Source organism: Shewanella jiangmenensis, assembly GCF_018596335.1.
Taxonomy (GTDB): domain Bacteria; phylum Pseudomonadota; class Gammaproteobacteria; order Enterobacterales; family Shewanellaceae; genus Shewanella; species Shewanella jiangmenensis.
The window spans coordinates 79,698-105,206 of record NZ_JAHEPS010000002.1; the positions used below are offsets into that span (position 1 = coordinate 79,698).

Genomic DNA, 25,509 nt, shown 5'->3' on the forward strand with positions numbered 1-25,509 from the left:
TCTTAGGCGCAAACCTATCTTAGTCACTTGATGGGATTTTGCCCAGCAATGGATTGGCGGTTGCCGCCCCATGTCTGCAGGCTTCTGATATAATGCCGCCTCGACTTTTGGGAGGCAGGAATGGACGTTTCATTTTTACTCGATGGCCTGAACGATAAACAACGTGAGGCAGTGGCGGCGCCACTCTCGAGCATGCTGGTGTTGGCCGGCGCCGGCAGCGGCAAAACCCGGGTGCTGACCCACAGGATTGCCTGGCTGCTGCAGGTTGAAAACCAGAGCCCCTATTCCATTCTTGCCGTGACCTTTACCAACAAGGCTGCCGCCGAGATGCGCGAGCGGGTCGAAAAAATTGTTGGCAACAACACAGGCCGCATGTGGATTGGTACTTTCCACGGCCTGGCACACCGACTGCTGCGTACCCACTGGCAGGACGCGGGCTTGCCGCAAAGCTTTCAGATCATGGACTCGGACGATCAGCAGCGGCTGCTCAAACGCATACTCAAGAGCCTGAATCTGGACGAGAAACAGTATCCGCCGCGCATGGTGGCAGGTTATATCAACGGCAAAAAAGATCAGGGGCTTCGGCCACAGCACATTGCCGCAACCCCGTTTCCGATGGAGCAAAAGCTGCTTGAGCTTTATCGCATCTATCAGGAAAGCTGCGACCGCGCAGGTCTGGTGGACTTTGCCGAAATTCTGCTGCGTGCCCACGAGCTTTGGCTCAACAAGCCCCATTTGCTGGCCCATTATCAGGACAGATTCCGCCACATTCTGGTGGACGAGTTTCAGGATACCAACGCCATTCAGTACGCCTGGATCCGGGTGCTGGCGGGCAACAGTGCCCATGTGATGATAGTGGGTGACGATGACCAGTCGATTTACGGCTGGCGCGGCGCGCAGGTAGAGAACCTGCACCGCTTTTTGAAAGACTTCCCCGGTGCCGAGACTATTCGCCTCGAGCAAAACTACCGCTCCACCGGCAATATTCTTAAAGCTTCCAACGAGCTGATTGCCAATAACCCCGACCGTATGGGCAAGGAGCTGTGGACCGAAGATAAAGACGGCGAGCCGATTTCCCTTTACTGCGCCTTTAACGAGATGGACGAGGCGCGCTTTATCGTCGGCCGCATCCACGACTGGCAGGACAAGGGCGGCATGCTCGGCGAGTGCGCCATCCTGTACCGCTCCAATGCCCAGTCGCGGGTGCTGGAAGAAGCCCTGCTGCACAAGGGCATGGCCTATCGTATTTACGGCGGCCTGCGCTTTTTCGAGCGTCAGGAAATCAAGGATGCCATGGGCTATCTGCGCCTTATCTCCAACCGCAACGACGACGCCGCCTTCGAGCGGGTGGTTAACACCCCGCCCCGCGGCATAGGTGAGCGCACCCTGGATATTCTGCGCACCACGGCCCGCAAAGAGCAGCTGACCCTGTGGCATACCAGCCTTAAGCTGATGGAAGAAAAGGTATTGTCCGGCCGCGCCGCCAACGCGGTAAAAGGTTTTCTGGACCTGATAGTGCAGCTTCGCAGCGACACCGCCGAGCTGCCACTGTACCGGGTAGCCGACCATGTGATTCAGCACTCGGGCCTTAAGGCCATGTACGAGGCCGAAAAAGGCGAAAACGCCCAGGCCCGGGTTGAAAACCTTGAGGAATTGGTCACCGCCGCCCGCAGCTTTGAGCGGCCGGACGACATTGAAGACATGCCGGAGCTGGATGCCTTTTTGTCCCACGCGGCGCTGGAGGCCGGTGAAGGCCAGGCCGATGCCCACACCGACGCAGTGCAGCTGATGACGCTGCACTCTGCCAAGGGGCTTGAGTTTCCGATGGTGTTTATGGCTGGGGTAGAAGAGGGCATATTCCCAAGTAAGCTTGCGCTGGAAGAGGGCGACCGGCTCGAAGAAGAGCGGCGCCTGTGCTACGTCGGCATGACCCGCGCCATGCAGAAGCTTTACATCACCTATGCCGAGTCACGGCGCATTTATGGCCGTGAAGACTACGCCAGACCGTCGCGCTTTATCCGCGAAATTCCGCCCCAGTATGTGGAAGAAATCCGTTTGAAGGCGCAGGTGTCTACCCCGATGGCCACCAACCGTTTTGCCCATGCCCAGCAGTCATTCAATGACTCAGGGCTTAAAATCGGCGGCCGGGTGCGGCACTTCAAGTTTGGCGAGGGCATAGTCACCAATTACGAAGGCAGCGGCCCGCAGGCTCGGGTGCAGGTGCACTTCGATGACTTTGGCAGCAAGTGGCTGGTGGTGAGTTACGCCAAGCTGGAAAATATCTGATTTAAGCGGGTAGCAGCCTGTGGCTATAATCGGGCGCGAAACTCAAAAGGACGTCATATGAGCAAACTTGCGCGAAAATGGGATGCTTACTCCCGCCTGATGCGGCTCGACCGCCCCATAGGCACCTTGCTGCTGCTTTGGCCCTGCCTGATGGCGCTGCTGCTGGCCGCAGGGGGTATGCCCGACCTCAAGGTGCTGGTGGTGTTTGTTATCGGTGTGGTGGTGATGCGCGCCTGCGGCTGTATCATCAACGACTATGCCGACCGGGATCTCGATGGCCATGTGGCCCGTACCAAAAGCCGCCCGCTCGCCAGCGGTGAGGTGACAGTGCGCGAAGCGCTGACCCTGTTTGTGGTACTGGGGCTGTTTGCCTTTGCGCTGGTGCTGATGCTTAACCCCCTGGTGGTAAAGCTCTCGGTGGTGGGGATAGTCCTTACCGTGATTTACCCCTTCACCAAGCGCTGGACCAATATGCCGCAGATGTTCCTTGGCGTGGTGTGGAGCTGGTCTATTCCCATGGCCTACGCCGCCCAGACCGGCGAAGTCCCGGCCTCGGCCTGGTGGCTGTTTGCCGCGAATTGGTTTTGGACCGTGGCCTACGACACCATGTACGCCATGGTCGACAGGGATGACGATCTTAAGGTCGGCATCAAGTCCACCGCCATTTTGTTTGGCAGGTTCGACAGAGAAATCATTGGCTTATTTCAGCTTGCTGCGCTCGGCTGCTTTATCGCCGCCGGCATGAGCGCCGAGCGTGGGCTTCTGTATGCCCTCGGCATTGCCACCTTTATCGGCTTTTCTGTGTATCAGCAGCGGCTTATTCGTGGCCGTGAGCGCAGCGATTGTTTTAAAGCGTTTTTGAACAACAACTACGCCGGTCTTACTCTGTTTTTGGCGCTGGGCGCAGATTACGGAATATCCGCGCTGTAGCGCCATCAATGGGACTCAGCTGCTGGTGGATCATCCACTGATTTGCCGGTGGCAACGTCTGCTCCAAATCCGCATCCTTAATGTTCTCCGGCGTCAGCACCTTGATAATGGGGCTGACCCGCTTGGGCGCATTTCCTGTATCGAGCCAACGCACCGCCAAATCCACGGCCACCCGCGCCTGCAGCACAGGTGAGTCGGTCACTGTGGCCTGCAGCGCGCCTTCTTGGGTAAGCGCTATGGTTTGCGGGTTGGAGTAAAAAGAAATCACCTTGGTCTTGCCGCGTTTGCCGTCGGTAAAATACTTACTGGCCACAGTGGCGGCCACCGCATTGGCAATGATGTAGTCGGGGTGGTGAGCTGCGACCATTTTTCGCACCAAATCGGCCTGGGCAAAGGTTTCAGTCATCCCGTAGCCGCCGTGGTAAAGAGTAAACGGCTGTCCTTCGAGGGCGGTATTCAGGCCTGTTTCGGCATCTGTTACCCAGGCTGCGCCTTCGGGCCCCGGAAACCAGCCGAGGGTTTGCTTGCCCTGAACTGGCTGTTTCAGCATAAAAGCCACTGCGGCGCGGGTCATGTCAGAAAAGTGCACCAGTGAGCGGCTGCTTACCTTGCTGGTACTCATGCCATTGACCAAATCAATCACCGGAATATGGTTGTTATACAGCAGCTCAGCTTCGGCATTTAGCCCGTCGGCGGCAATGGCGGCGATGATGTAGGCGTCGGCCTTGAGTTTATAGCAGTCCCGCAGCTGCTGTTTTTGCATCGCGAGCTTATCGTAGCCGCCGGCATCGTAAATGCCGATTTCGACCCCAAGCCGCTTTGCTTCTTCCGATAATCCCCAGGCCACGCCCCACCAGTAATGATCCTTGCCATGGGGCAAAAGGGCGCACAGGCGCCAGAGTTTGCCCGCCACCGTGGGTGGCTCAAAGCTTGCCGGTTTGCCATCGACCATCATTTGCAGCGGATACCACTGAGCTTTAGCAGGCTCTGTCTGAGCCGCCGCTGGCAATGCCATGGCGGCCAGCAGCAATGCGGCGATTGGCAGGGCGGGTAATGATAAAGGCTTGAGCATAAGCAGCAGATTGATAGGTGCTAATGCCATAAGCCTAGTCGGGCTATGACCAATTAACACTCAGATTGCCATAAAATCGCAGCCGATTTGGATAAGGTGATGGATAAGGCGATGGTTAAGGCAATGGCTAAGGCGGCGCTCTTGTGAGCAGCGCTTTTGTGGATGCGTACCTTGTGAGCTCAGCCAACAAAAAAGCAGGCCAGGCCTGCTTTTTCAATGTGGTGATGCTGGATTACTGCACCAGCGCGCTCAGGTTGGCGGGGCGATAGTAAACCGATTTGAGCACCTTGCCCTGACGCACGGTTTTACCTTCAAGCTCAACATCTTTGGCGCACTTGGCAATCAAAAACTCGCCCTGACGGCTGCCGACAATCTCCACACCCTGGGTTGCATAGTGGGCTATGGTGTCGTTAAGTTCCTGCTCGGTGCGGCACACTTTGCTCATGTTGCTTGAGTGCACTTCATCCCAGCAGATTTCGAAGTTGATGCCACGGTTTGCGGCCACGTGCAGCAGCACATCGATAAAGTAGCTGATTTCCAGATGTGCCTCGGCGCTCTTGGCACCCAAATGCACGGCGCGGCCCATGAGCACGTACACGCTGTCCACTATCGCATCGGCCTGCTCGACTTTGCAGTTTGCTTCGGCAAGCTCGGTCAGCTCTTCGATAATCAAAGATGAGTGCAGGGTATCTGCTTTGTCATCCAGGCTGGCGCTGTCTTCTACCGGCAGGTCAAAGGTGGTGCGGAATTGATGAATGTCGCGGTACAGTTTTTCATAGAGTGCCGGAGTCAGCTGGGTCAGTTTCATGGCTCGCCTTGTTGCGCAAATTACGTGAAACTGGGGATGATAAAGAATTGCGCCGCCGCAGGCAAAGATTGCCGGCGTTAACTGACTGGCGGAGTTAACTGACTGGGAGTCACCATGCATCCGGATAAAGTAGACCGAAGCAAACTGAATAAGCTCACCGATTTGCCCAATGTGGGGCCCGCCACCGCCAAAGACTTGCTTCTTTTGGGTATTAACAGTGTGGATGACTTAGCAGGGCAAGACCCTTTGCAGCTCTATTGGCGGCTGTGTGACTTAACCTTTGAGCGGCAGGACCCTTGCGTATTGGATGTGTTGATGTCGCTGGTGGCCTTCAGTCAAGGGGCCGAGCCACGGCCATGGTGGGATTACACAGCGCAGCGCAAGGCGCGATACGGTGATATTTGATTTGCTCTATGGGGCTAAAAAAAAGCCTTTCCCGCCGGTAAGGTCGGCGTGCATGGCGGGAAAGGGGCACAACACTCTTGGGGTGGAGGAACCCTAAAAGATGGTTGCCTAGCAGGGTGGTTTGCAGGGAGTGCCGTCTCAGGACGGCGTAGTTGCTTTCAGTTGTTGTAGTTGCACGCCGGTATACTTTTCGCCGAGCGCCCGTAAAAAGGCCTCAGATTCTTTATCGCTCCAGTCAAGAAACCCGCGCACGAAGCCGATAAGGTTTCCTTCACCGTCAAATACATAGGTTGCCGGCACCACATTGGCGGGCATAATTGCCTCAACCTTTAGCCCGGGGTCAAACCAGCTCACATAGTCCGCAAGGCCATGGCGCTCAAGGAAGGCCGGAATAGCGCTGGGGTCGTCATCCAGCGACAGCGGCACTATTTCAATAGGCGCGTCGGCCAGCGCCCGCTTAAGTGTCTTTAACGCGGGCATTTCTCTAAGGCAAGGTGCACACCAGCTGGCCCACAGATTGAGCACCACCAGTTTGCCTTTGTACTCATTGAGCTTTCTTGGCTTGCCATCGATGTCGGTAAATTCAATGGTGGGGATGGTGCGGGCGCGGCTCAGCTCCACAAAGCCTGTCATCACCATGGGTTTGGCAATCGCTTCACCTGTGTGATAAGCCCTGTGCTGCAGATTTCCGGCGCCGCTGGCGCTGGCACTGGCAAAGAGTGCACTGCTGGCAAACAGGGCGCCGATTAACATCATCAATAAACGCATAAAAACTCCTTATCGCATTCGCGCCGGTCGCCAGCCGGTCAGCTTGAGTGACAGCAGCGCCAACCCCAGAAACAGCAGCAGTGGCGCACCCCAAAGCAGTGCGGTATTGATGCCAAGCTTTGGCTGGTAGCGGATCTGCTCTCCGTATCTTTGGGTCATAAAATCAAGAATTTGCTCGCGGTTTTTTCCTTCATTCACCATCAGGTAAATCTGCGCCTTAAGCTCACTGGCGATGGCATTTTCGGACTCAAACAGGCTCTGGTTGGTGGCCATGGGGCAGCGAAGCTCCCTGGCAATGTCCATGGCGAGGGTCAGTTTTTCCGGCCCCGCCAGGTCTTGGGCCGCAAAGGTGCCCTGTGAAGAAAAAAAGACAAGTGCGATAACCAGACTCAGGGGTAAAAACAGCAGTTTCATAAAACCTCCGCAGCAGTGGCCGGGTTTGCGGGCTTGGCATTGTCGTCAAGCTTTTGTGGCCTTTGCCCCGTGGGTGACAGCCGTGCGCGCAGCAGTGGCTGCAGCAGGGAAGCGATGGCGGCGAGCATCATCAGGCCGCCGCCAAGCCACAGCCAGCTCACCAGCGGTTTCACCGACAGGCGGATAAGATAGGTGTTGTCATCCAGCTTCTGCCCCATAGAGACATAAAAGTCCTGCCACACGCCATGGACTATGCCCGCCTGAGACATCTCCATGCCGTTACTCTTGAAGCTCTGGCGCTGGGGATAGAGCCAGTGCAGGCGCATACCGTCGTCGCCAAGGAGTTCAATCCGGCCCTCGATGGCATGAAAGGCGCGAGTTTCGACCCGCGCGGTTTCGCGGTAAACAAAGCTGTAGTCACTGCCAAGGCTACTGATGGTTTTGCCTGTGTCTGGCCCCATGCGCAGCACGGCCTCGGTTTCATACTGACTCACAAAGGTGGCGCCAAGGATACTGATGGCCGCCCCAAGGTGCGCAAGCCTTGCCCAGCGGCGCCTGCTATTGCTGCTAAACCACTGCGTCACTTCGGCAAAAAGCAGCCAGCATGCGGCGCTTAATCCCATCAGCGCATAAAGCATGCTGTCCGGCTGATTGAAATACAGCCAGCCAAGGGGCAGCAGCAGTGCACCGATAGCCGCCTGCAGCCGCTGCTGATGGCTGGCAAACCAGCGCCAACCCATGGCAAGCGCCGCAAGCCACACCAGAGGCACAAATACGCTGTTGAAATAGGGGGCGCCGACGGAAATTTTGCCAAGACCAAGGAGTTCATGGAGCAGCGGATACAGGGTGCCAAGCAGCACAGTGAGTGCGGCGCTGGCGATAACTGCCATGCCAAGGAGCAGCAGCAAAGGTGGTGCAGGCGTTGGCGCGCCTTGCCCATCGCCCTTGAGGTGGCGCACAGCAAAGAGATACAGCGCCGGCACCAGACAGCCCGCCAGCAACAGCAGCAGGCTGATGCCGCGCTCGGGGGAGCTGGCAAAGGCATGCACCGATTGCACTATGCCCGAGCGCACCAGAAAACTGCCAAGCAGGCAGCAGCCAAAGGCGGTAATCGTCAGCAGCGTGGCGGCCGATTGCAGCAGTGGCTGCGGCTTGCCATTGACCGTGGGGGCCACAAAGCAGTGCAGCAGCGCCGTGGTCAAAAGCCATGGAATAAAGGCTGCGTTTTCAACCGGATCCCAAAACCACCAACCGCCCCAGCCAAGTTCGTTATAGGCCCACCATGACCCCAGCACATTGCCGCCGGTTAAAAACAGCCAGCCAAAAAGCGTCAGGGTGCGCAGGCGGCGCTCGCCGGCCTGGTGGGCTTTATCTGTGTTGCCCTGCCACAGGTTTGCCATCACCTGCACAAACATCAGACACAAAAACACATAACCGATAAACAGCATAGGCGGATGCAGGATAAGCCCAATGTCCTGCAGCACGGGATTCAGATCCCGGCCCTCGGGCGGCACCCCCGGCAGCAGGCGCATAAAAGGATTGGCCGACAGCAATATCACCAGCCCAAAACCAACCAGCAGCCACTGGCTGAGGCCAAGGGTCGGCTCAGTGTTAAAAAACAGCACCGCAAACAGGGCAAGCAGCGCCGCCCAAAACAGCAGCGAGCCTTCATGGCTGCCCCACAGCGCCGCCACCTTAAACAAGAGTGGCAGGGCGGTGTTGGAGTGGTTGGCCACGTAGGCCACCGAAAAGTCATCGGTAATAAAGCACAGTGCCAGCACCGCCATGGCGCCAAGCCAGCTGCAGGCGCCAAGCAGCGCCAGCGCCCTTGATTGACGCTCAAGGTAAGGTGCGCGCCCCGGTTGCCAGTGAGCGGCCAACATCAGGCAGCCGCTGCCAAGCGCCACTACTATGGCGAGGATCAGTAAAAAGTGTCCTGTTTCGGCAAGCATATCAATGCCCGTTGATGGAAGGTGAAGGCACCTTAGCGGCAAATGGCGCGGCGAAATGTGATCCCTCGCAAGTGCGCTATGGTGCTGCGTTTTTTTCAGTTTTCAAGGGCGTTTTCACAAGTTTTGAGACCTTAAAAAGCAGGGTTTTAGATCTGAATTGATGTGATTGAATTGGTGTCAACTGTTTGAATTGATGGGTTTTGTGTCCTTTTGATAACTGCTGAGACCTGAGCCGTTTTTTAGTGTGCGCCAGCGCAGATTTTTGTCCCGCATTCCCTCTCATCATGGCCTCGCTCAAGTCGTTGACTGCCCCGGCAACCCAGCCCCGGCAGCAAAAACACAAACAAGATGATGAGAGGAGTGAGTGATGAAACCATGGAAATCCAGGACGGCACTGTCAGTGCTGTTAAGCCTGGGCGGCGTTGCCTTATCGGGCGCGGCCGTCGCGGCTTCCGAGGGCGATCCGGGCTTTGGCAACAAGAACATGGGCAAGGCTGCCCAGCGCGTGATTGCCAATCCGGATCTGACCGAAGAAAGCAAGGGCGTGAAAACCCTGCAGGACTACATTGTTCAGGAAAAAGAGCTGTTCGACTTCCTGTTCCAGAATCACCCGGTGTTCAAATACGCCGAAGAAGGCCGCATCAAGGGGACTTACCGCATTTCTGACCGGGGTGAAGAGTACCTCGAGCAGGGCAACAGCGAAAAATACAGTGAGCGCGTCGGCCGCCCGATGGCGGTGCAGTACCGTCTGGGTGCCAAGTCGATTCTCGACTATCCCAACAAGTTTGTTGGCCCGGAGAAGTGCGGCGAGTGTCACGCGGTGCAGTACGAGAAGTGGAAACGCTCCCGTCACGCCCAGACCATCCGCTTCCCCGGCGATCACCCCGAGGTGAATAACGACCTCAAGCAAAAAATGTATGGCTCAGAGGCCTCAATTCTGCCTGATGGCGTCACCGCCGATGCCATTTACGCCACAGTCGGTACCCCACGTACCAAGTACGGTTTTATCGACAGCTATCTGGTGCGCGGCAGCTACCACATCAAAGACGGTCTGCTCAAAGACGGCACCGGCACTCTGGTGGCCGGCGGCAACCAGTTCTCCCGTGGCTGGGCCGAATGGCTGACCCCGGAAATGGCCAAGAAAATCAACAAGGCTATCCCCGGCTTCCCAACCGAAATGAAGGACTTTGGTCCAACTGGTTCGCATCAGTGGGGCATGACCTCCTACGGCGCCAAGTACGAAAAAGACTTCCTGTTCCAGCCTGCCAGCTCCTACTGCGAGGTGTGCCACACCTTTAAGTTCGACTTTAAGAGCAAGGATGAATTCTTAAGCGCCCTGGGCGACCCCAAGAAGTTGCAGGAACACACCATCAGTAAAGGTATCGCCTGTGAAGAGTGTCACGGCGCCGGTGGTCACCTCGACGGCGGTGTGGGCGGCGGCATGCCATCCAACTGTGAACGTTGTCACCAGCGTTTCAACTTCGTCGATGAACTGGCCGACACCCCACAGGGCAAAGAAAAGATGGAGTACGCCTTCAACGTGAAGATGAAGTCGTCCTGCCCATCCTGTGGTACCGAAGGTTCGCAAATGTTCATGTCGGCTCACTACGACAAGGGCATGCGCTGCGCCACCTGTCACGACCCGCACGAAGTGACCGGCAACGATTGGAAGTCTGGCTTCACCAAGCCGACCATCAAGAAAGAATGTACCGACTGTCACACAGTGCAGGCGGAAGTGGCCAAAAACACCGACACCCACAGCAACAGCACCTGTACCAGCTGTCACATGCCCAACATGGGCAGCTGTGAGAACTTCACCGCCATTCAGTATCCGGATCAGGCCGGTTTCGACGCGGTGCGTAAGTCTCACCTGTGGAAGATTGACGTGAGCCCAGAGCGCAAGACCCTCAACCCACCTGAAGGTCAGCCAAGGGATGCCACCACCAAGGGCTGGACCGTGGCCCAGGACGAGAACGGCCATGGCTACCTCGACCTGATGTGGAGCTGTGCCCGTACCGCCGTGTCTGATCACTCGGTCGTTGAAGGCAAGGGCTGTCACAGCCAGTTCCAGTCTGAGCTGGAAGTTGGCCTGCACTTCGAAGATCAGATGGAAATCTACGGTGAAGTGATGAAGTGGCAAACCCCGGTTAAAGATACCTTCGCCAAGGTTGAGCAGTCGCTGGTTCGCATCGACAAGCTGATGGAAGTGACAGTGCTCAGCGTGGATGACAAGACCCAGGTGCTGCTGCTTACCGACAAGGCGCGTGATGCCATCGACATGGTCCGTAAAGACGGTTCATGGGGCGTACACGGTCCACGTTATGTCCAGAAACGTCTGGATGCGGCGCTGACCTACGTCACCCAGGCCCAGAATATTCTGGATGCCAGCGGCACCACAGCCAAAACCCTGTAACACCCAAAGCCCCCGGCGCGCAGCCGGGGGCAGCAAGAGAGGATGCTGATGCGAAACCCAAGCCTGTATCTGCTGCCTGCACTCATCGCCCTTGGCGCCAACGTCGCTGTTATCAGCGAATGTCAGGCGGGCGGTGGCGGTGAACTGACAGCCGCAGTGCGCCACGAAGCCGAGCTTAACCAGATCTCGATGCTCGAGGCCGAGTCGCTGCTAGGTCAGCCCAATGTGCACTTCTTCGATGTGAACACCCTGGAGATTTGGGCCGAGGGCTACCTGCCGGGCGCCGTGTTCTTCAACGTGCGCGACTGGCAAAAGCTGTTGCCGGCAAAGAAAGACGCCACCCTGGTGTTTTACTGCGCCAACCGCCTGTGCACCGCCAGCGTGCTGGCCGCGCGGGAAGTGATGAAGCTTGGCTACACAGATGTGCGCCAGATGCCCGATGGGGTCTATGGCTGGCGTATTTCCGGCAGGCCGGTGGAAAAGCCCTGATCCCTTTTTGTTTTTGGAGAAAGTAGTAATGAAATCAATCCAGTTCAAATTCAAGTCCCTCACCCTGGCCGTATCGGGTGTGATGCTGTCACTGTCAGTTGTTGCCGCCGATGCGCCCAAGGACGAGTCCTATGCGCTTGGCGCCTCTGTCGGCAGCTATGTGTCCAATCAGCTCTATCAACATGCCGAGCTTGGTGAAAACGCCGAGGTTGCCAAGGTGATTGAGGGCTTCGTCGATGCCCTTAAAAACGAAAGCAAACTCAGTGACGACGCCATTGTGGGTCTTCTGAACGACAGAGCCGAGCGGCTCAATACCGCCCGCGACGCCAAACTTGCCCAGCTTGCCGCCGAAGAAAAGGCCCGCAGCGAGGCGTTTTTGGCCTCCAACGCCAGCAACGCCAAGGTCACCACCCTGGAGTCCGGCGTGCAGCTGGAGATGCTGAGTGAAGGAAAGGGCGAGCAGCCAAAGCCTGAGGATGTGGTCACGGTGAAATACCGCGGCACCTTAAGCGATGGCAGCGAGTTTGAGAACACCGGCGATACCCCGGCGCGCTTTGCGCTGATGACGGTGATCCCGGGGCTTGAGCAGGGTATTCGTCAGCTGCGCGAAGGCGGCAAGGCGAAAATCCTGATCCCTGCCGAGCTCGCCTACGGCAAGGACGGTGCCGGCGTCATTCCACCTGAGGCCGCGGTGATGTTTGAGCTTGAACTGGTCAAAGTTGAGGCCCCTGGCAAAGGCGATCACGGCGCCATGATGGGCATGGGTCACTGAGGCGCGGCCAAGCCCTGAGTCTGGTTACCCTGAGGATGTTGTCATGACACTGCTGCTTGTGCTTATCGCCCTGAGTTTGCTTATCCCGGCAAGTCTTACCCTCGCCCATGTGCACTCGACCCACCAGGGTGAGGCCACCGAAGTCCGGCTGCCGCTGGCACTGGTGTGCCTGATGTTGCCGCTGGCGTTCTGGGTTTACAGCGAACTTGGCGCTTTTGATAAGTGGCAGCAGGCCAAAGTGGATGAGCGCATCGACTACCAGCTGGCCGGTCGCATCACCGAGGCACGCCGTGAGCTGGAGGCGCGCCCGGGCGATGTCGCTGTTATGCGCAGGCTCGCTGCTCTGTACAGCGAAGGCAGCCGCTATGGCGATGCCGCAAGCCTGTGGCAGCAGGTGCGTTTGCTTGAAGGGGAAAAGAGCGAACTCTTTGCCCGCGAAGCCGAGGCACTCTACTACCGTGACGGCCGCATCCTGAGCCAAACCAGCAGCGGGCTTATCGCCAGCGCCCTGAGGCTCGACCCCTTCGATTTGCAAAGCCGCCTGCTGCTGGCCACTGCCTTTTATCAGGCAGGAGAGCTGGCTGCTGCGCGGGGGCAGTGGCAATGGCTGCTGGACAGCAACGCAGGGGAGCCCAGACGCGAGGCCATCGAGCGCGCCATTGCCCGTGTCGATGCCCGTGTCGAGGCCCATGTCGAAGCCAGGCCGAAGGATAACAGGGTCAATCCATGACCCGAGGAGGAATGTGTGAGTGAACATCTATCGCGGCGCCGGTTTTTAATCGGTGCCTGCTCGGCAGCCCTGCTGCCCATGGGATGTACCAGCCGCGAGGACGCCGAAACCGGCGGCCACAAGCCGCACTACGTAATGGTGTTCGACCAGAACAAGTGTGTCGGCTGCGGCGAATGTAAAACCGCCTGTAATCAGGCCAATGGTTTGCCCGAAGGCCAGTCGCGGCTGTTGCTTGAGCAGCAGTCCGGCCGGGTCGAAGGCCAGCCTTGCCCCCACTGCGGCAAGCTTAAGTGCGACTGCGAGCGTAAGTTTGTGCGGGTGTCCTGCCAGCAGTGTAAGGACGCGCCCTGCGTGACCGTATGCCCAACCGGCGCCGCCATGCGCGACAAAGCCACCGGCGTGGTCACCATGGATGAGGGCAAGTGTGCCGGCTGCAAGTACTGCATCGGTGCCTGCCCTTACAACGCGCGCTTTATCAACAGCGCCACCAAGGTCGCCGATAACTGCGACTTCTGCCTCGAAAGCCGCCTGTCGAAGGGGCTGCTGCCTGCCTGTGTGGAGAGCTGCCGTCACGACGCACTGGTGTTTGGCGACATCAATGACCCCCAGTCCTACGTCAGCAAGCTTTTGGCGGTGAAGGACTCGGTCAGAATAAAGCCACACCTTGGCACCGAGCCGAGCCTGCGTTACATCCCCATTGTGAAAACAGGAGTCTGACATGGACGGAAGCATTGCTTTTACCCTCGGGCTGTCTGAAGGGGTCGCCTGGCCCTGGCCCATCGCGGTGTACCTGTTTTTCGCCGGGATCTCCGGCGGCGCACTGACCATCGCCCTTGGGCTTAGGCTCTATAAGGGCCAGAGCAGTAACACGCCGCTGCTGAAGGCGGCCAGCATCACCGCGCTGGTCACCATTGGCCTTGGGATGTTGTGTCTGGTGCTGGATTTGACCAACCCGCTGTTTTTCTGGCGAATTTTGGTGTTCTACAACCTGAACTCGGTCATGTCCATCGGGGTGATAGCCCTGTGCGCCTATATGCCGCTGCTGGCGTTGGTGTGTTTGATAGCCCTGAAAGAAGAGCTTAAGTACCTGCCCATGGGCGCCATGCTCACCGGCATTGCTGCCAAGTTCGAAGGTCAGCGTCGGCCGATGGAAATCGCGCTTCTGGTACTCGCGGTATCCGTGTGTGCCTACACCGGCTTTCTCATCTCGGCGCTTATCCGCTTCCCCATCATCAACACCTCGGTGCTGCCGGCGCTGTTTGTAGCGTCCGGTCTGTCGGCGGGGGCGGCGGCGGCCAAGATGGTGGCGGTGCGCTTCTTCAATGAAGATTTGCACAGCAGCGACATGAAGCTCTTACATGGTGCCGAGTGGCCGATTATGGCCGCCGAAGCCCTGTTTATCTTCATGATCATGGTGTCGCTTGCCACAGGAAATGCCGGTGCCCAGATGGCCTTTGCCGCCTTTAACGGCGGTGACTGGTCGATGCTGTTCTGGCTTGGTGTGGTGGGTGTCGGCTTTGTGCTGCCGCTGCTGCTTAACTTCGCCACCGGCAAGCGCTTCAGCCACTCGGCCCAGGCGTTTTATCTGGCCGGGCTGTGTGCGGTCAGCGGCATGATGTGTCTCAGGCTCTTCATCCTGTATGCGGGCCAGAGCTATGCGATCTGACCGAGAGCTATGCGATTTAACCGAGAGCCATGCGATCTGACCGAGAGCTATGCGATCTAAAGAATCGAGCTTAACCCCTGTGTGGTAAAACCGGCCGCCGCCCCATCTCATCTCCGTGTCGGGCGGCGGCTTTTAAGGAATCACTTCATCCGGAGCCAGCCATGAAAAAACTGCTGATTGCCGCCCTTATCCCTTTGCTCAGTGCCTGTTTTTCTGAGGTCACCGCCACCGACCTGCGCCCCGAGCCATTGCACGACCATGACCGCTGCCACCTGTGCGGCATGATGATCACCAAGTACCCGGGCCCCAAGGGGCAGGTGATCTTAAATGACGGTGAAACGCGGCCGCAATTCTGCTCAAGCCGCGACATGTTCAACTATGTATTGCAGCCGGAAAATGGCCGCCGCACCCTGGCACTGTTTGTCCACGACATGGGCGCAACCAACTGGGAAACGCCGGACGACAGCGCCTTTATCGATGCCAAGAGCGCCTTTTATGTGTACGGCACCAGCAAAAAAGCCGTGATGGGCCCGGCAGTGGCGCCATTTTCCAGCCGTGAGGCCGCCGAAAAGTTTGCCGCCGAATATGGCGGGCGGGTGCTGGGCTTCGATGACATCAGCCTAGAGCTATTAAAGAGCGAGCACTGAGATGAGCGCCGCCCGGGGCATGCAGGCACGCAGAATAATGTTCGTGCTTGGCCTGCTGTTGCCTTTTAACTTAAGTGCAGGGGAGAGGGCTTCAGGCATCCCCACAGCCACCCCGGAAAGTTTTAAGGCGATGCTCGCGCAAAAGCCTGCAACTCTGCTGCTTGATGATGGCCGCTATGCCTGCGGCGATACCATCGACTTTCCAATTGATCTTATCGCCCAATCCCCGGGTAAGGTGTTGTTTGATTGCGACGGCGTCGGCTCGGGGCTCATTATCGCCGCGAGCGATATAACCCTGGATGGCATCCATTTTCACGGCGTTGGCGGCTCGCTGCTTAGCCTTGATGCGGCGGTAAAACTTACGCCCGGCGCCCACAGGGTGACGCTCGCCAATCTCAATATCGAGGCCGCAGGCTACGGTGTTCATGCAGAAGATGCTGATTTTCTTGAGGTTCAGCATAGCCACATTCGCGGCGATGCCAGTTTGCACCTCCTTGACCGTGGTGATGGCATTCACCTTAAGGGGGGCAGGGCGGCGCGCATCGCCCATAACCGCATCGAGACGGTGCGGGACGGCATTTACCTTGAAAGCACACAAGGCAGTGAGGTGATTGCCAACCGTATGAATTCATTGCAATACGGCGTGCATACCATGTACAGCCAAGGGGAGCTTATCGCCCTTAATCAGGCCGAAAATGTACTTGGGGGTTATGCGCTGATGAGCTCACAAGGGCTGCGGCTTGAAGAAAACATCGCCCTGCAGGCGAGCGACTTTGGGGTGCTTTTGAATGTCACTGAAGATACCCGCTTGAGCGGCAATTTGGTGAAAGCCAGCAAGGCTCAGGCTAAAGCCGGCACGGGTGCCAGCCTTGATATATTCAGTGTCGGCAAGGGGCTCTTTATCTACGATGCAAAAAGCAATTTGATTGAAAACAATCACTTTATTGATGGCGATGTCGGCGTTGCCATTGCCATGGGGGCGGAGGCAAACCGCTTTCATGGCAATGTTATTGCGGGCAATGGCGAGGAGCTGCGCTACACGGGCACTGTGGCCATGGACTGGAGCGGCGGGGGGCGGGGTAACTTCTGGGGCGGCCATTCGGGGCTTGATATAAATGGCGACGGCATAGGCGATGGGCCGTACCGGCCAAACGACAGGTTTGACCGGCTGTTTCTCATTTACCCCGAGGCGCGCACCCTGATGCAAAGCCCGCTGGTGATGCTGCTTAAATCCCTCTCAGATGCGCTGGCGCTGGAGCGCGGTGAAGGGGTAACCGACCCTTATCCTCTGATGCAGGCACCTTCGTCAGCAGTGCATCTGCCGGAAATAGATTCTTCTGTTTCAGCCACGCTTGTTTCAACGAAGCTTGTTTCAGCCACGCTTGTTTCAGCCTCGCTTGTTCCTGCCACAAATGCCACGGGAGGTTTGTCATGGTGATTGATGCCCAAATGCTTGGCTACAGCAGGCCGGGGCGCTGCAAAGTGTTGCCCGGGCTTTTTGGCAAAGACCAAACCTCGGGCACAGCCGCGCTGACGGAGGTGAGCTGTTCCCTCGCTGAGGGCGAGCTGTTGGCGCTCCTTGGTCATAACGGCGCGGGTAAATCGACCCTGATAAAGCTGCTGCTCGGGCTAATTGCACCAAGCCGCGGCAGCCTTAAGGTGCTTGGGCACACGCCCTCGCGCGGCATGGCGGGGGTGGGTTATTTACCCGAGCATTGCCGCTTGTACCCAAGGCTTAGCGGCAGTGAGCTGTTTGCGCTTTTTGGCAGGCTTAAGGGCGCGACTGCCGGTGAGGTGAATGAGCTTATTGAGGCGTTTAGTCTGGCTTCGCTTCTACATCGGCCGTGCCAGAGCCTGTCAAAGGGGCAGCTGCAGCGGCTCTCGCTTGCGCTGGCGCTCCTTGGTAAACCGAGGTTACTGCTACTTGATGAACCAACCACGGGGCTTGACCCCGGCGCTGCTGAATTTATGTATCAGCGCCTTGACCGCCTGAAGCAAAACGGCTGCGCGCTGGTGATTTGCAGCCACGATCTGGCGCTGCTGGAGCCGCGCGCCGACAAGCTGCTTTTTATCGGCAGCGGCAGGCAGCAGGCCTTTGGCCGCGCCGCTGACATTCTGGGCGGCGACAGCCTGCGCGCCGCCTATTCGCGGCTGATGCCCAATGCTTTTGGCGAAAGCTCAGACCCAGAGCTCATATCCAGAAGTTGAGGCCAAAAGTCTATGCCAAAAGTCTATGCAGAGCGCAGCAATAGGGAGTGAAGGGTGATGACCAGTCTGGTAAGCAGCCACTGCGGCGACAAGTCAGCCCTGACGTTACAACCTTGCAGCAGCCGTGCCCTTGATGCGGTGCGCTTTATCGCCCGGCTCGAATGGCTGCAGGCCAAAAGGCAGCGGCTGCTCCTTATCAGCTTTGGAGTACTGCTGCTGCTGGGAGTTTGTGTGTGTTTATCTTTTTCGGCATCGGCAGGGCTCCTTGCCCAGCCGATGGCGGCGCTGCGCTCCCTGACCGCGCTTTGGAGCCTGACCTTGCCGCTGCTGGCGCTGATGGCGGGCTTTAAGGGCATAGTGGCCGAGCGTGAAGGCGCGACGCTGGGGCTGCTGTTGACTCAGCCTGTGTCAGCCGGGCAGCTGTTGCTTGGCAAATGGCTTGGGGGCGCGGCGCCGCTGCTGCTGGCGCAGACATTGGCGGCCCTTGGCAGTGCGCTGCTGTATCTGCTCGTTGCAAGCTCGGCGCCGCTTGAGTACTTCGCAGGGCTACTGCGGCTTTGGCTTGGCGGCGCGGCGCTTACCCTTGGCTGTCATCTCAGTGCGCTGGTGGTCAGCGCCTGGTGCCGTGGCAGTCAAAGCGCCCTGTTTCTGGGCCTGCTGTGGCTTGGGGCGCTGTTATTGCTGTGGGATTTGCTGCTGCTGGCGCTGCTGTTACTTGGCGCGATCCCGGGCGGCCTGCTTGAGGTGCTGGTGCTCCTTAATCCTGTCACTGTGCTCAGGGGCTTTGTGTTGCAGGCCGAGTTGCCGCTGTGGGCGCTCGGGCAGCTGCTGGTGCCTGTGCTGCTGTTTCGGTTTGGCCAGCTTGGCATAGTGCGCGGCTGTAACGAGCTTTGAGCTTCGGCCGCAGTGCAAAGTGCGACGCTTGGGTGATGAACTGTGATCCGTGATTCGTTTAGCAAAAAGCCTTTACCGCACATAGGCTTGAATGGGCGTAAGCTCACACACTGAATGGCGTCTGGCCAGTAGAATGCGGTAAAGATCAACCTGTTGCGGCCGGAACCTGTATGCATCAACTGACCCCCTACCTGATATTTGAGCCATCGGCCAAGGTGCTGGTGGATCAGCGTGACGACAGCCAGGTGCCTTTGACCTTCTCGGAGGCCCAGGTGCTGGCCGCCTTGCTTGAGTCCCCCGAGACCATTATTGCCAAGGAAGATCTGCTATCGATTGGCTGGCCCGACCGGGTTGTGTCCATGACCTCCCTGACCCAGTGCGTCAGCACCCTGCGTAAAAAGCTTGAGCCCTTTCCGGAGCTGCAACTGAAAACCGTGGCCCGCCGTGGCTATCAGCTACACATTTCCCGCCAGTCCCATGTGCATATGCTTGCCATCAACGACGGTGAGGCCATCAAGGATGCGCTGATTGGCGTGTCGCTGCGGGTCAAGCTCGCCGGTATTGTGCTGCTGGGGTTTATTCTTGGCGCCTTTTGGTATCTGAGCGACCGGCACGCCATGGTCAAGGATGTCAGCCGCTGGCAGTCCGGCGGCGATATTCCGTTGAATGTCGGTGGCAGTCTGGTGGAGGCTGAGCTTTTTTATCTTAAGGATGTGGACCGGCTGCATCCTTCGATGTGGCAGCGGCATCTGGCGCCCGAGGGCAATCAGCTCAGCGATTATGGCCCGCTGTCGGGCTTTGCCGCCACCGATGGCAACAATTACTCCTTTGCCGTGTGTCCCGGCGAGTCGCCGACCGACTGCAGCGGCAAGCGCATCATCAATATCACCAGCATAGGCGAGGAGCCAGCAGGCCTCAGTATGGCGGAGTTTTTGCCGCTGAGTCGCCAGATGGAAGAGCGTATCCGCTACAACAAGGTGATATTGCCCGAAGCTCAAGCCGGCGGCGAAATTGAAGAGCATAACTTCCAGGCCGATGTGTATTTTCCGGTGGCGGGCGAGCTTCTGGTGCGGGCGGATTTAAGCCTGTCACTGGTGTATGAAGGCGCAGATACCGGTCAGTTCCATGTGTCGGCCTGCATTACCGATGAAAACTGCATTACCACCCCGATTAAATACCGGCTGCGGGGCGCATTCACTCAGTATCAAAGCCGCATTGGCAGCATGGATGTGGATGTGTTTCAGGTGAAGGTTTTGCAAAAAACCTTGGAAAAACCAGACAATGTCAGCGGCTCGGCGCTGCATTTTTACCGCGAGATCCGTAAGCACGATATCCGCGACGACACCCTGTACTTTTATCGGGTGTGGCAGGGCAAGGATACCGCCGTGTGGATAGTGCCGCAGATTGGCCATATTCTGGCCTGGACCCGCTACACCAGGGCGCTGCTCTGATAATAAAAATCCCGGCCGGAGCCGGGATTGTTTTGGCTGTTGCCGACGCGCTTATTTGATAAAGGCAAAGGCATCGCCATAGAGGTGTGGCTCGTCCACGCCCATTTCGCGGAACTGCTCGCGGGCGGCGCCAACCATGTTGAAGCGGCCGGCGATATAGATGTCGTAGCCCACCAGGCTGATAAAGTCGGCCTTGATTTGCGCCAGCAGATTGTTGGTCTTGCCATCCCAGTCGCCTTCGGCTTCTTCCACCACAGGCACAAAGTGCAGCCAGGGGTGCGCTTCGTGCCACTGGCGGGCAATCGACTCGTAATACATGGCATCCTGGGTGCGACAACCCCAGTACAGCTGGGTTTCAACCTTCTGGCCCAGCGCAATCTGCTGCTCGACTATGCTCTTGATGTACGAAAAGCCGGTGCCGCCGGCAATCAGCAGCCTTGGTCTGTGGCTGTCTTCACGCAGGAAGGCATCGCCGCCCGGGGCTTCGATGTCGATATGGGTTTCAGTCTTCAGGCGCTCAACCACCTGCATCGGGTAGCTTTCGCTCACCGCCGCACCGATGTGCAGCTCCAGAGTCTCTGCGCCGGGAGCCGAGGCGATGGAGAAAGGACGCTTGTCTTTTTCGCCCATCACCACACACAGGTATTGGCCTGCCTTGAAATCGAAGGCCGTTTCCGGGGCCAGCTTGACCTGATACACGGCGTCGTTGAACGGCGTGATACTGAGAACTTTACAGCGGATGTTGTTCATCGATGTTCTTTAAAACCTCTGTGCTTTTTATGTCCCTTTCTGCTGAAGGGTTGGATTCAATGTCAGTTTGTATGCATTCAAAATAAGTATTGCCGCCATTGCGCCGAGGGCAAGGCGGCAACCGCTGCGGCCACAGGTGCCGCGGCGGATTACAGCGTTGGTGCCCGGTCTATGCCAAGCTCATCCCAAATCGCATCGACGCGCTGTTTAACTGCTTCGTCCATCACGATGGGCGTGCCCCATTCGCGGCTGGTTTCGCCTTCCCATTTGTTGGTGGCATCCAGACCCATCTTCGAGCCAAGGCCCGCCACCGGCGAGGCAAAGTCGAGATAATCAATCGGGGTGTTTTCAATCATTACGGTATCGCGCTTGGGATCCATGCGCGTGGTGATGGCCCAAATCACGTCCTGCCAGTCGCGGCAGTTTACGTCTTCATCCACCACCACAATAAACTTGGTGTACATAAACTGGCGCAGGAACGACCAGGCGCCCATCATCACCCGCTTGGCGTGGCCCGGGTACTGTTTGCGGATGGAGATCACCGCCATCCGGTAAGAGCAGCCTTCGGGTGGCAGGTAAAAGTCCACGATTTCAGGGTATTGCTTACGCAAAATCGGCACGAACACTTCGTTCAGCGCCACCCCCAGCATCGCCGGTTCATCCGGTGGACGGCCGGTGTAGGTGCTGTGGTAAATCGCATCTTTCCTGTGGGTGATGTGGGTCACGGTAAACACAGGGAAGCTGTCGGTCTCGTTGTAATAGCCGGTGTGGTCGCCGTAGGGGCCTTCCTCGGCCATCTCGCCGGGAGCGATATAACCTTCGAGGATAATTTCGCTGGTGGCCGGTACTTCAAGGTCGCACGACAGCGCCTTGGCCACTTCAGTGCGCTCGCCGCGCAAGAGGCCCGCGAAGGCATATTCACTCATGGAGTCCGGCACAGGCGTCACCGCGCCAAGAATGGTCACAGGATCTGAGCCCAGCGCCACCACCACAGGGTAGTTTTCGCCGGGGTGCTGCTGCTGAAAATCACGGAAATCCAGCGCGCCGCCACGGTGGGACAGCCAGCGCATAATGAGTTTGTTCTTGCCCAAAAGTTGCTGACGATAAATGCCGAGGTTCTGGCGTTTCTGGCGTGGGCCCTTGGTGATGGTCAGGCCCCAGGTCATCAGCGGCGCCACATCGCCCGGCCAGCAGTGCTGAATGGGCAGCTTGGTCAGGTCCACATCGTCACCTGTCAGCACCACTTCCTGACAGGGCGCGCGGCTAACTGTCTTTGGCGGCATATTCAGCGCCTGCTTGAACATGGGGATTTTGGCGATGGCATCTTTAAAGCCGCGCGGCGGCTCGGGCTCTTTCAGGAAGGCGAGCAGCTCGCCCACTTCACGCAGTGCCAGCGGGTCTTCTTTGCCAAGCGCCATGGCCACCCGTTTTGGCGTGCCAAACAGGTTTGCCAGCACAGGCATGCTGTGGCCCTTGGGGTTTTCAAACAGCAGCGCCGGGCCACCTGCACGCAGTACCCGGTCGGCAATTTCTGTCATTTCAAGATAAGGATCAACCTGATAGCTGACGCGCTTAAGCTCACCGCACTGTTCAAGGTGGCTGATAAAGCTGCGTAAATCCTTAAAACTCATATGGAAATGCCTCAGTTTGCAAACATCTTTCGTGGCGCGCACTATATCATTAAAGCCCACAGGGCGGAATCAAAAGCGCCCATAGCAGGAGGGGCAGTATGGCAAGGCTCAGGTGTATGAAGTTAGTATCCTCCCTTGGACTGACGCTGTCGGTGACGGTAGCGGCAGCAACCTTTTTTACGGCCGCATTCAGTGCGACTGAGGTCAGCGCCGCTGAGCGGCTTGGCAGCACTGTGTGGGTTGGCAATGAAAATGGCCTTGGGCTCAGCTATTCCACCGGCGGCTATGCTGGCAATCAGGTGGGCGCGAGCTGGCATCACAACAACTGGCCGTCGGGTTGGCGGCCGGGACTTAACTGGGGAGGCCACTGGAACTCGCCCTGGTATGGCCCTTGGCGTGACCCTTTTTACCGCGATCCTTTTTACCGAGATCCCTTCTGGCGCTATAACGATAACCGGTACTGGCAGCAGCGCGAATGGGAGCGTGACCGCGAACGGGAACGCGAGGCGGCGCAGGCCGAGCGTCAGCGGCGCCTGACCCAGCCAAGGCTGGTTGAGCCTGTGCCTCCTGCGCAAATCACCCGCAGCCAATCCCAGAGCCAGCCTGGCAGCCTTGCCAGCTTGCCGGACAACGCCAGGGTGATTATGGTCAATGGCAAACCCCGCTACGAATGGCAGGGGCAGCTTTACCGGCTCGACTGGGAAACCCAGCGTTACGTGCCTGACGCTGCAAGCGACAGCGCCGCTTCTGGCAGTAATCCGCCTGCAAGCAATCCGCCTGCGAAAAAGTAACCATAAAAAAACGCCGTCCACTGGACGGCGTTTTCAGTTTCAGGCTTATCAGAAGCTTACGTTTTCGATATCAGAGCAGCCGCCTTCGGCGTTGCATACCTGATAGGTGTAGCTCACACCGACCGGCGTGTCGAAGCGGTCAACGAAGCTGCTGGCCGAGGTGGTGCCAACCAGCACGCCGTTACGCAGCACACTGTAGCTTGCGCTGTTGCCGGTCCACTCAAGGCCGACGCGGGCGCTGCCGCGGCGTGAACGGGTGACCTTGTTGACGCTCAAATCAATCTCGGCTGCCGGTACTTCGACGTTGAACACCTGAGATGCAGCGCCGGTCGCGCCATCATCGTCGGTGACTGTCAGGGTCACGGTGTAGCTGCCGCTCACCAGATACTGGTGGCTTACGCTCTCACCGCTGCCGGTTTCGCCGTCACCAAAGTCCCAGCTCCAGGCCACTACGTTGCCATCGGCATCGGTAGCTGTGCTGGTGAAGTTGTACAGGGCGCCGGTATTGGCCGCGCTGAAGTCAGACACAGGCGCCTGATTTGGCTCGCCGCTGCCGCCTTCATAGCTGCCCACCAGAGTCGCGCCGCTGTAGTTGCTGTAACCGCGCAGCATCACCCAATAGGTACCGGCCTGAGCCGTGGAAATCGGGCAAGACTCGTTGTTGCCGTTTTTGTAGGGGCGGCAATCGTAGTCTGTGGTGCTTGGGTAAGAGCCAAACTTCACGTACATGTCGGCATCGCCGCTGCCACCTGAGAGGTTAAAGGCAAGGTTGCTGGCACCGGCCGGCACTTCCAGCGTCCAGTACTGCTTGCTGCCGGTGGCACCGCTGACTGACACGGCTACGCCGTTATCCAGCGCCTCAGCATCGGGTGCCGGTGGTGGTGGCGGTACTTCACAGGGGGTGATACCTACGGCCGCAAACGCTGCGTCCACGTCGGCGGTGCTGTAACCCTTGTCGGTGGCGGCGTTTTTCACGCCACAGGCGCCTTCGTGGAACAGGCTGTTTGCCGTCCAGTAAACCTGGTTGGCAATCACGAACAGTTCAAAGGCTTTGCGGGTATCCCAGCCCGGGGTGGTGGCCAGGGTGTAAAACGCCTTGTTGAAGATACCTGAGCTGTGGTGAACATCGATGCCGTCAACATAATCGTTGATATGGCCGATGGAAATGCCGTCCAGGGTCGGATCTGCCATGTAACGCAGCGCGCCGTTGCCTTTGAAAATGTCGGCGCCGACCAGCCAGTCGTTAGTGCCGCGCATAAAGAACTCGGCGGCTTCACCGGCCATGTCGGAGAAGGCTTCGTTCATACCACCGGACTGACCGGCGTACACCAGGCTTGAGTTTTGCTCGGTAAAGCCGTGGCTCACTTCGTGGGCCGATACATCGAGCGACACCAGTGGGTGGAAGGTATTGCCGCCGTCACCGAAGGTCATGGCGCTGCCGTCCCAGAAGGCGTTTTCGTAGTTGTTGCTGTAGTGCACGCGCATGGTCAGCTGGAAGCTCAGTGGCGCTGTGTTGTACCACTGGCTGTACATGTCATATACCACGCCGCCAAAGTAGTGGGCGTCGTTCAGTGGCGAATAGGCGCCGTTGATTTCTTTGACTGTGTTGCGCGGGCAGGTGTAGCTGAAGGCGGTGTTGCCGCTGGTGCCGTGGTTCAGGTTCACGGTTTTGACGTTGGCGTTGTTCATGGTGCAGGTGTCACCATTTACTTCAACGTCCAGATAGCCATACTGGGTGCCGTACTCGTACTGGCCGGTTTTAACGTTACCGCCGGGGCCTGTGCCGGTGGCGGCGTGGGTCAGACCTTCCCAGCGATCCAGCACTTCACCGCTGTGGGCATCCACTATGGTGAAAGGTCGGCTTGGGGCTGCGCCATCGACCACGTAAGAGGTGATGTACACCAGGCGTGGCTCTTTATCTTTGCCGTACAGAATAATCCATGGCTCGGCGCTGTCGTTACGGGTTTTGCCGGCCTTGAGGCCATGTCCGCCCTTGGCTGCCTTGGCGATTTCCAGCGCTCTGGCCTTGCTCAGGCTTGGCTTGGCGAAGGACGCATCCTTGTTGATTTCGGTCAGCATCAGGCCTTTAAGGTTGCTGTAGCTGCCCATCACCGAGCGGTCGGCGGCCACTGAAAAGCCCTGTACCGGTACGCCGTGGAAATACTGCTGCAGCCGTTCTTTTTGTTTGCCTTTACCAAGGTCTAACTTTTTGGCAGTGCGGAACTCATAGCCGGGTGCCAGTTGCAGCACGCTGCCGATATCGCCGGAGGCGGTGTGGCGAAGCTTGGATACATCCACCACGTTGGCAGCATGGGCTGAGGTGCCCAGGGTAGCGGAAATGGCGATAAACAAGAGTGAAAGTTGTTGCTTGCGCATAAGTGACTTGTCCTTGTGGGTCGGGCGGCGAGATGCCGCTTGGCACATCCTTCAAT

General features: G+C 58.0%; 23 protein-coding genes. 15 read left to right on the plus strand and 8 right to left on the minus strand.

Annotated elements, in window-relative coordinates; translation table 11 throughout:
* The first annotated feature begins 120 nt into the window (after positions 1-120).
* Both uvrD and ubiA read left to right on the plus strand, forming a co-directional pair.
* Entirely contained in the window at positions 121-2,286 is a 2,166-nt protein-coding gene (uvrD, locus tag KJI95_RS05900; RefSeq protein WP_214506267.1) for a DNA helicase II, read from the plus strand.
* A 57-nt stretch (positions 2,287-2,343) separates the two neighbouring features.
* Positions 2,344-3,216 carry a 4-hydroxybenzoate octaprenyltransferase gene (gene ubiA, locus KJI95_RS05905; RefSeq protein ID WP_214506268.1) on the plus strand — a complete coding sequence of 291 codons (873 nt, stop codon included), beginning with the start codon at positions 2,344-2,346 and terminating at the stop codon, positions 3,214-3,216.
* Here the strand turns inward: ubiA and torT are convergent.
* Both torT and KJI95_RS05915 read right to left on the minus strand, forming a co-directional pair.
* The gene (gene torT, locus KJI95_RS05910) at positions 3,167-4,318 is read right to left on the minus strand and encodes a TMAO reductase system periplasmic protein TorT (protein WP_250885680.1); all 1,152 of its coding nucleotides are present in this window, start codon (positions 4,316-4,318) and stop codon (positions 3,167-3,169) included. The genes ubiA and torT overlap by 50 nt on opposite strands.
* Before the next feature lie 202 nt (positions 4,319-4,520).
* The gene (locus KJI95_RS05915; protein ID WP_214506269.1) at positions 4,521-5,096 is read right to left on the minus strand and encodes a nucleoside triphosphate pyrophosphohydrolase family protein; all 576 of its coding nucleotides are present in this window, start codon (positions 5,094-5,096) and stop codon (positions 4,521-4,523) included.
* 114 nt (positions 5,097-5,210) lie between these two features.
* On the opposite strand from KJI95_RS05915, the gene KJI95_RS05920 reads away from it, so the two are divergent.
* On the plus strand, positions 5,211-5,501 hold the full coding sequence (locus tag KJI95_RS05920; RefSeq protein ID WP_214506270.1) for a helix-hairpin-helix domain-containing protein: 291 nt from the start codon (positions 5,211-5,213) through the stop codon (positions 5,499-5,501).
* A 138-nt stretch (positions 5,502-5,639) separates the two neighbouring features.
* Here the strand turns inward: KJI95_RS05920 and KJI95_RS05925 are convergent, their stop codons facing one another.
* Genes KJI95_RS05925 through KJI95_RS05935 form a run of 3 tightly spaced genes read right to left on the minus strand, consistent with a single transcriptional unit; the run spans position 5,640 to position 8,635 of the window.
* Positions 5,640-6,269, minus strand: coding sequence for a TlpA family protein disulfide reductase (locus KJI95_RS05925; protein ID WP_250885681.1), 630 nt, complete (start codon positions 6,267-6,269; stop codon positions 5,640-5,642).
* Positions 6,270-6,278: 9 nt separating this feature from the next.
* Positions 6,279-6,683 carry a cytochrome c-type biogenesis protein gene (locus KJI95_RS05930; RefSeq protein ID WP_214506271.1) on the minus strand — a complete coding sequence of 135 codons (405 nt, stop codon included), beginning with the start codon at positions 6,681-6,683 and terminating at the stop codon, positions 6,279-6,281.
* Positions 6,680-8,635 carry a heme lyase CcmF/NrfE family subunit gene (locus tag KJI95_RS05935; protein WP_214506272.1) on the minus strand — a complete coding sequence of 652 codons (1,956 nt, stop codon included), beginning with the start codon at positions 8,633-8,635 and terminating at the stop codon, positions 6,680-6,682. The genes KJI95_RS05930 and KJI95_RS05935 overlap by 4 nt, the downstream gene beginning before the upstream one ends.
* Positions 8,636-9,002: 367 nt before the next feature.
* Between KJI95_RS05935 and KJI95_RS05940 the strand changes: the two genes are divergently transcribed.
* From KJI95_RS05940 to KJI95_RS05990, 11 genes are all read left to right on the plus strand, one after another.
* Complete coding sequence (locus KJI95_RS05940) at positions 9,003-11,048, plus strand: cytochrome c3 family protein (protein WP_214506273.1); 2,046 nt, start codon at positions 9,003-9,005, stop codon at positions 11,046-11,048.
* A gap of 48 nt (positions 11,049-11,096) precedes the next feature.
* Positions 11,097-11,537 carry a rhodanese-like domain-containing protein gene (locus KJI95_RS05945; protein ID WP_214506274.1) on the plus strand — a complete coding sequence of 147 codons (441 nt, stop codon included), beginning with the start codon at positions 11,097-11,099 and terminating at the stop codon, positions 11,535-11,537.
* A gap of 28 nt (positions 11,538-11,565) precedes the next feature.
* Positions 11,566-12,309: an FKBP-type peptidyl-prolyl cis-trans isomerase gene (locus KJI95_RS05950; protein ID WP_214506275.1), complete on the plus strand. Its 744-nt coding sequence runs from the start codon at positions 11,566-11,568 to the stop codon at positions 12,307-12,309.
* Positions 12,310-12,352: 43 nt separating this feature from the next.
* Complete coding sequence (locus KJI95_RS05955; RefSeq protein ID WP_214506276.1) at positions 12,353-13,039, plus strand: tetratricopeptide repeat protein; 687 nt, start codon at positions 12,353-12,355, stop codon at positions 13,037-13,039.
* 15 nt (positions 13,040-13,054) lie between these two features.
* On the plus strand, positions 13,055-13,756 hold the full coding sequence (locus KJI95_RS05960) for a 4Fe-4S dicluster domain-containing protein (RefSeq protein WP_214506277.1): 702 nt from the start codon (positions 13,055-13,057) through the stop codon (positions 13,754-13,756).
* Between the two features lies 1 nt (position 13,757).
* Positions 13,758-14,705 (plus strand): NrfD/PsrC family molybdoenzyme membrane anchor subunit, encoded by a 948-nt coding sequence (gene nrfD / locus KJI95_RS05965; protein ID WP_214506278.1) that lies wholly within the window; start codon positions 13,758-13,760, stop codon positions 14,703-14,705.
* 161 nt (positions 14,706-14,866) lie between these two features.
* Positions 14,867-15,352, plus strand: coding sequence for a nitrous oxide reductase accessory protein NosL (locus KJI95_RS05970; protein ID WP_214506279.1), 486 nt, complete (start codon positions 14,867-14,869; stop codon positions 15,350-15,352).
* Position 15,353: 1 nt separating this feature from the next.
* Positions 15,354-16,790 (plus strand): nitrous oxide reductase family maturation protein NosD, encoded by a 1,437-nt coding sequence (gene nosD, locus KJI95_RS05975; protein WP_214506280.1) that lies wholly within the window; start codon positions 15,354-15,356, stop codon positions 16,788-16,790.
* Complete coding sequence (locus tag KJI95_RS05980; RefSeq protein WP_214506281.1) at positions 16,784-17,560, plus strand: ATP-binding cassette domain-containing protein; 777 nt, start codon at positions 16,784-16,786, stop codon at positions 17,558-17,560. The genes nosD and KJI95_RS05980 overlap by 7 nt, the downstream gene beginning before the upstream one ends.
* A 57-nt stretch (positions 17,561-17,617) precedes the next feature.
* On the plus strand, positions 17,618-18,454 hold the full coding sequence (locus KJI95_RS05985) for an ABC transporter permease (RefSeq protein WP_214506282.1): 837 nt from the start codon (positions 17,618-17,620) through the stop codon (positions 18,452-18,454).
* Between the two features lie 170 nt (positions 18,455-18,624).
* Positions 18,625-19,905 carry a winged helix-turn-helix domain-containing protein gene (locus KJI95_RS05990; RefSeq protein ID WP_214506283.1) on the plus strand — a complete coding sequence of 427 codons (1,281 nt, stop codon included), beginning with the start codon at positions 18,625-18,627 and terminating at the stop codon, positions 19,903-19,905.
* Between the two features lie 51 nt (positions 19,906-19,956).
* On the opposite strand, the gene fre is transcribed toward KJI95_RS05990, so the two are convergent.
* Both fre and ubiD read right to left on the minus strand, forming a co-directional pair.
* Positions 19,957-20,655: an NAD(P)H-flavin reductase gene (fre, locus tag KJI95_RS05995; RefSeq protein ID WP_214506284.1), complete on the minus strand. Its 699-nt coding sequence runs from the start codon at positions 20,653-20,655 to the stop codon at positions 19,957-19,959.
* A 149-nt stretch (positions 20,656-20,804) separates the two neighbouring features.
* Positions 20,805-22,286 (minus strand): 4-hydroxy-3-polyprenylbenzoate decarboxylase, encoded by a 1,482-nt coding sequence (gene ubiD / locus KJI95_RS06000; RefSeq protein ID WP_214506285.1) that lies wholly within the window; start codon positions 22,284-22,286, stop codon positions 20,805-20,807.
* A 116-nt stretch (positions 22,287-22,402) separates the two neighbouring features.
* Between ubiD and KJI95_RS06005 the strand changes: the two genes are divergently transcribed.
* Positions 22,403-23,077 (plus strand): hypothetical protein, encoded by a 675-nt coding sequence (locus KJI95_RS06005; protein WP_214506286.1) that lies wholly within the window; start codon positions 22,403-22,405, stop codon positions 23,075-23,077.
* 48 nt (positions 23,078-23,125) lie between these two features.
* Here the strand turns inward: KJI95_RS06005 and KJI95_RS06010 are convergent, their stop codons facing one another.
* Entirely contained in the window at positions 23,126-25,453 is a 2,328-nt protein-coding gene (locus KJI95_RS06010) for a M4 family metallopeptidase (protein WP_214506287.1), read from the minus strand.
* Between the last annotated feature and the right edge of the window lie 56 nt (positions 25,454-25,509).

Excerpts from the sequence above, each read along its gene's own strand:
- KJI95_RS06005 (WP_214506286.1), top strand. The coding sequence starts at position 22,403 with ATGAAGTTAGTATCCTCCCTTGGACTGACGCTGTCGGTGACGGTAGCG.
- KJI95_RS05920 (WP_214506270.1), top strand. The coding sequence starts at position 5,211 with ATGCATCCGGATAAAGTAGACCGAAGCAAACTGAATAAGCTCACCGAT.
- ubiA (WP_214506268.1), top strand. The coding sequence starts at position 2,344 with ATGAGCAAACTTGCGCGAAAATGGGATGCTTACTCCCGCCTGATGCGG.
- KJI95_RS05940 (WP_214506273.1), top strand. The coding sequence starts at position 9,003 with ATGAAACCATGGAAATCCAGGACGGCACTGTCAGTGCTGTTAAGCCTG.
- torT (WP_250885680.1), bottom strand. The coding sequence starts at position 4,318 with ATGGCATTAGCACCTATCAATCTGCTGCTTATGCTCAAGCCTTTATCA.
- KJI95_RS05985 (WP_214506282.1), top strand. The coding sequence starts at position 17,618 with ATGACCAGTCTGGTAAGCAGCCACTGCGGCGACAAGTCAGCCCTGACG.
- KJI95_RS06010 (WP_214506287.1), bottom strand. The coding sequence starts at position 25,453 with ATGCGCAAGCAACAACTTTCACTCTTGTTTATCGCCATTTCCGCTACC.
- KJI95_RS05915 (WP_214506269.1), bottom strand. The coding sequence starts at position 5,096 with ATGAAACTGACCCAGCTGACTCCGGCACTCTATGAAAAACTGTACCGC.
- KJI95_RS05980 (WP_214506281.1), top strand. The coding sequence starts at position 16,784 with ATGGTGATTGATGCCCAAATGCTTGGCTACAGCAGGCCGGGGCGCTGC.
- KJI95_RS05930 (WP_214506271.1), bottom strand. The coding sequence starts at position 6,683 with ATGAAACTGCTGTTTTTACCCCTGAGTCTGGTTATCGCACTTGTCTTT.
- KJI95_RS05925 (WP_250885681.1), bottom strand. The coding sequence starts at position 6,269 with ATGCGTTTATTGATGATGTTAATCGGCGCCCTGTTTGCCAGCAGTGCA.
- ubiD (WP_214506285.1), bottom strand. The coding sequence starts at position 22,286 with ATGAGTTTTAAGGATTTACGCAGCTTTATCAGCCACCTTGAACAGTGC.
- uvrD (WP_214506267.1), top strand. The coding sequence starts at position 121 with ATGGACGTTTCATTTTTACTCGATGGCCTGAACGATAAACAACGTGAG.
- KJI95_RS05990 (WP_214506283.1), top strand. The coding sequence starts at position 18,625 with ATGCATCAACTGACCCCCTACCTGATATTTGAGCCATCGGCCAAGGTG.
- nosD (WP_214506280.1), top strand. The coding sequence starts at position 15,354 with ATGAGCGCCGCCCGGGGCATGCAGGCACGCAGAATAATGTTCGTGCTT.
- KJI95_RS05935 (WP_214506272.1), bottom strand. The coding sequence starts at position 8,635 with ATGCTTGCCGAAACAGGACACTTTTTACTGATCCTCGCCATAGTAGTG.
- fre (WP_214506284.1), bottom strand. The coding sequence starts at position 20,655 with ATGAACAACATCCGCTGTAAAGTTCTCAGTATCACGCCGTTCAACGAC.
- KJI95_RS05955 (WP_214506276.1), top strand. The coding sequence starts at position 12,353 with ATGACACTGCTGCTTGTGCTTATCGCCCTGAGTTTGCTTATCCCGGCA.
- KJI95_RS05970 (WP_214506279.1), top strand. The coding sequence starts at position 14,867 with ATGAAAAAACTGCTGATTGCCGCCCTTATCCCTTTGCTCAGTGCCTGT.
- KJI95_RS05945 (WP_214506274.1), top strand. The coding sequence starts at position 11,097 with ATGCGAAACCCAAGCCTGTATCTGCTGCCTGCACTCATCGCCCTTGGC.
- KJI95_RS05950 (WP_214506275.1), top strand. The coding sequence starts at position 11,566 with ATGAAATCAATCCAGTTCAAATTCAAGTCCCTCACCCTGGCCGTATCG.
- nrfD (WP_214506278.1), top strand. The coding sequence starts at position 13,758 with ATGGACGGAAGCATTGCTTTTACCCTCGGGCTGTCTGAAGGGGTCGCC.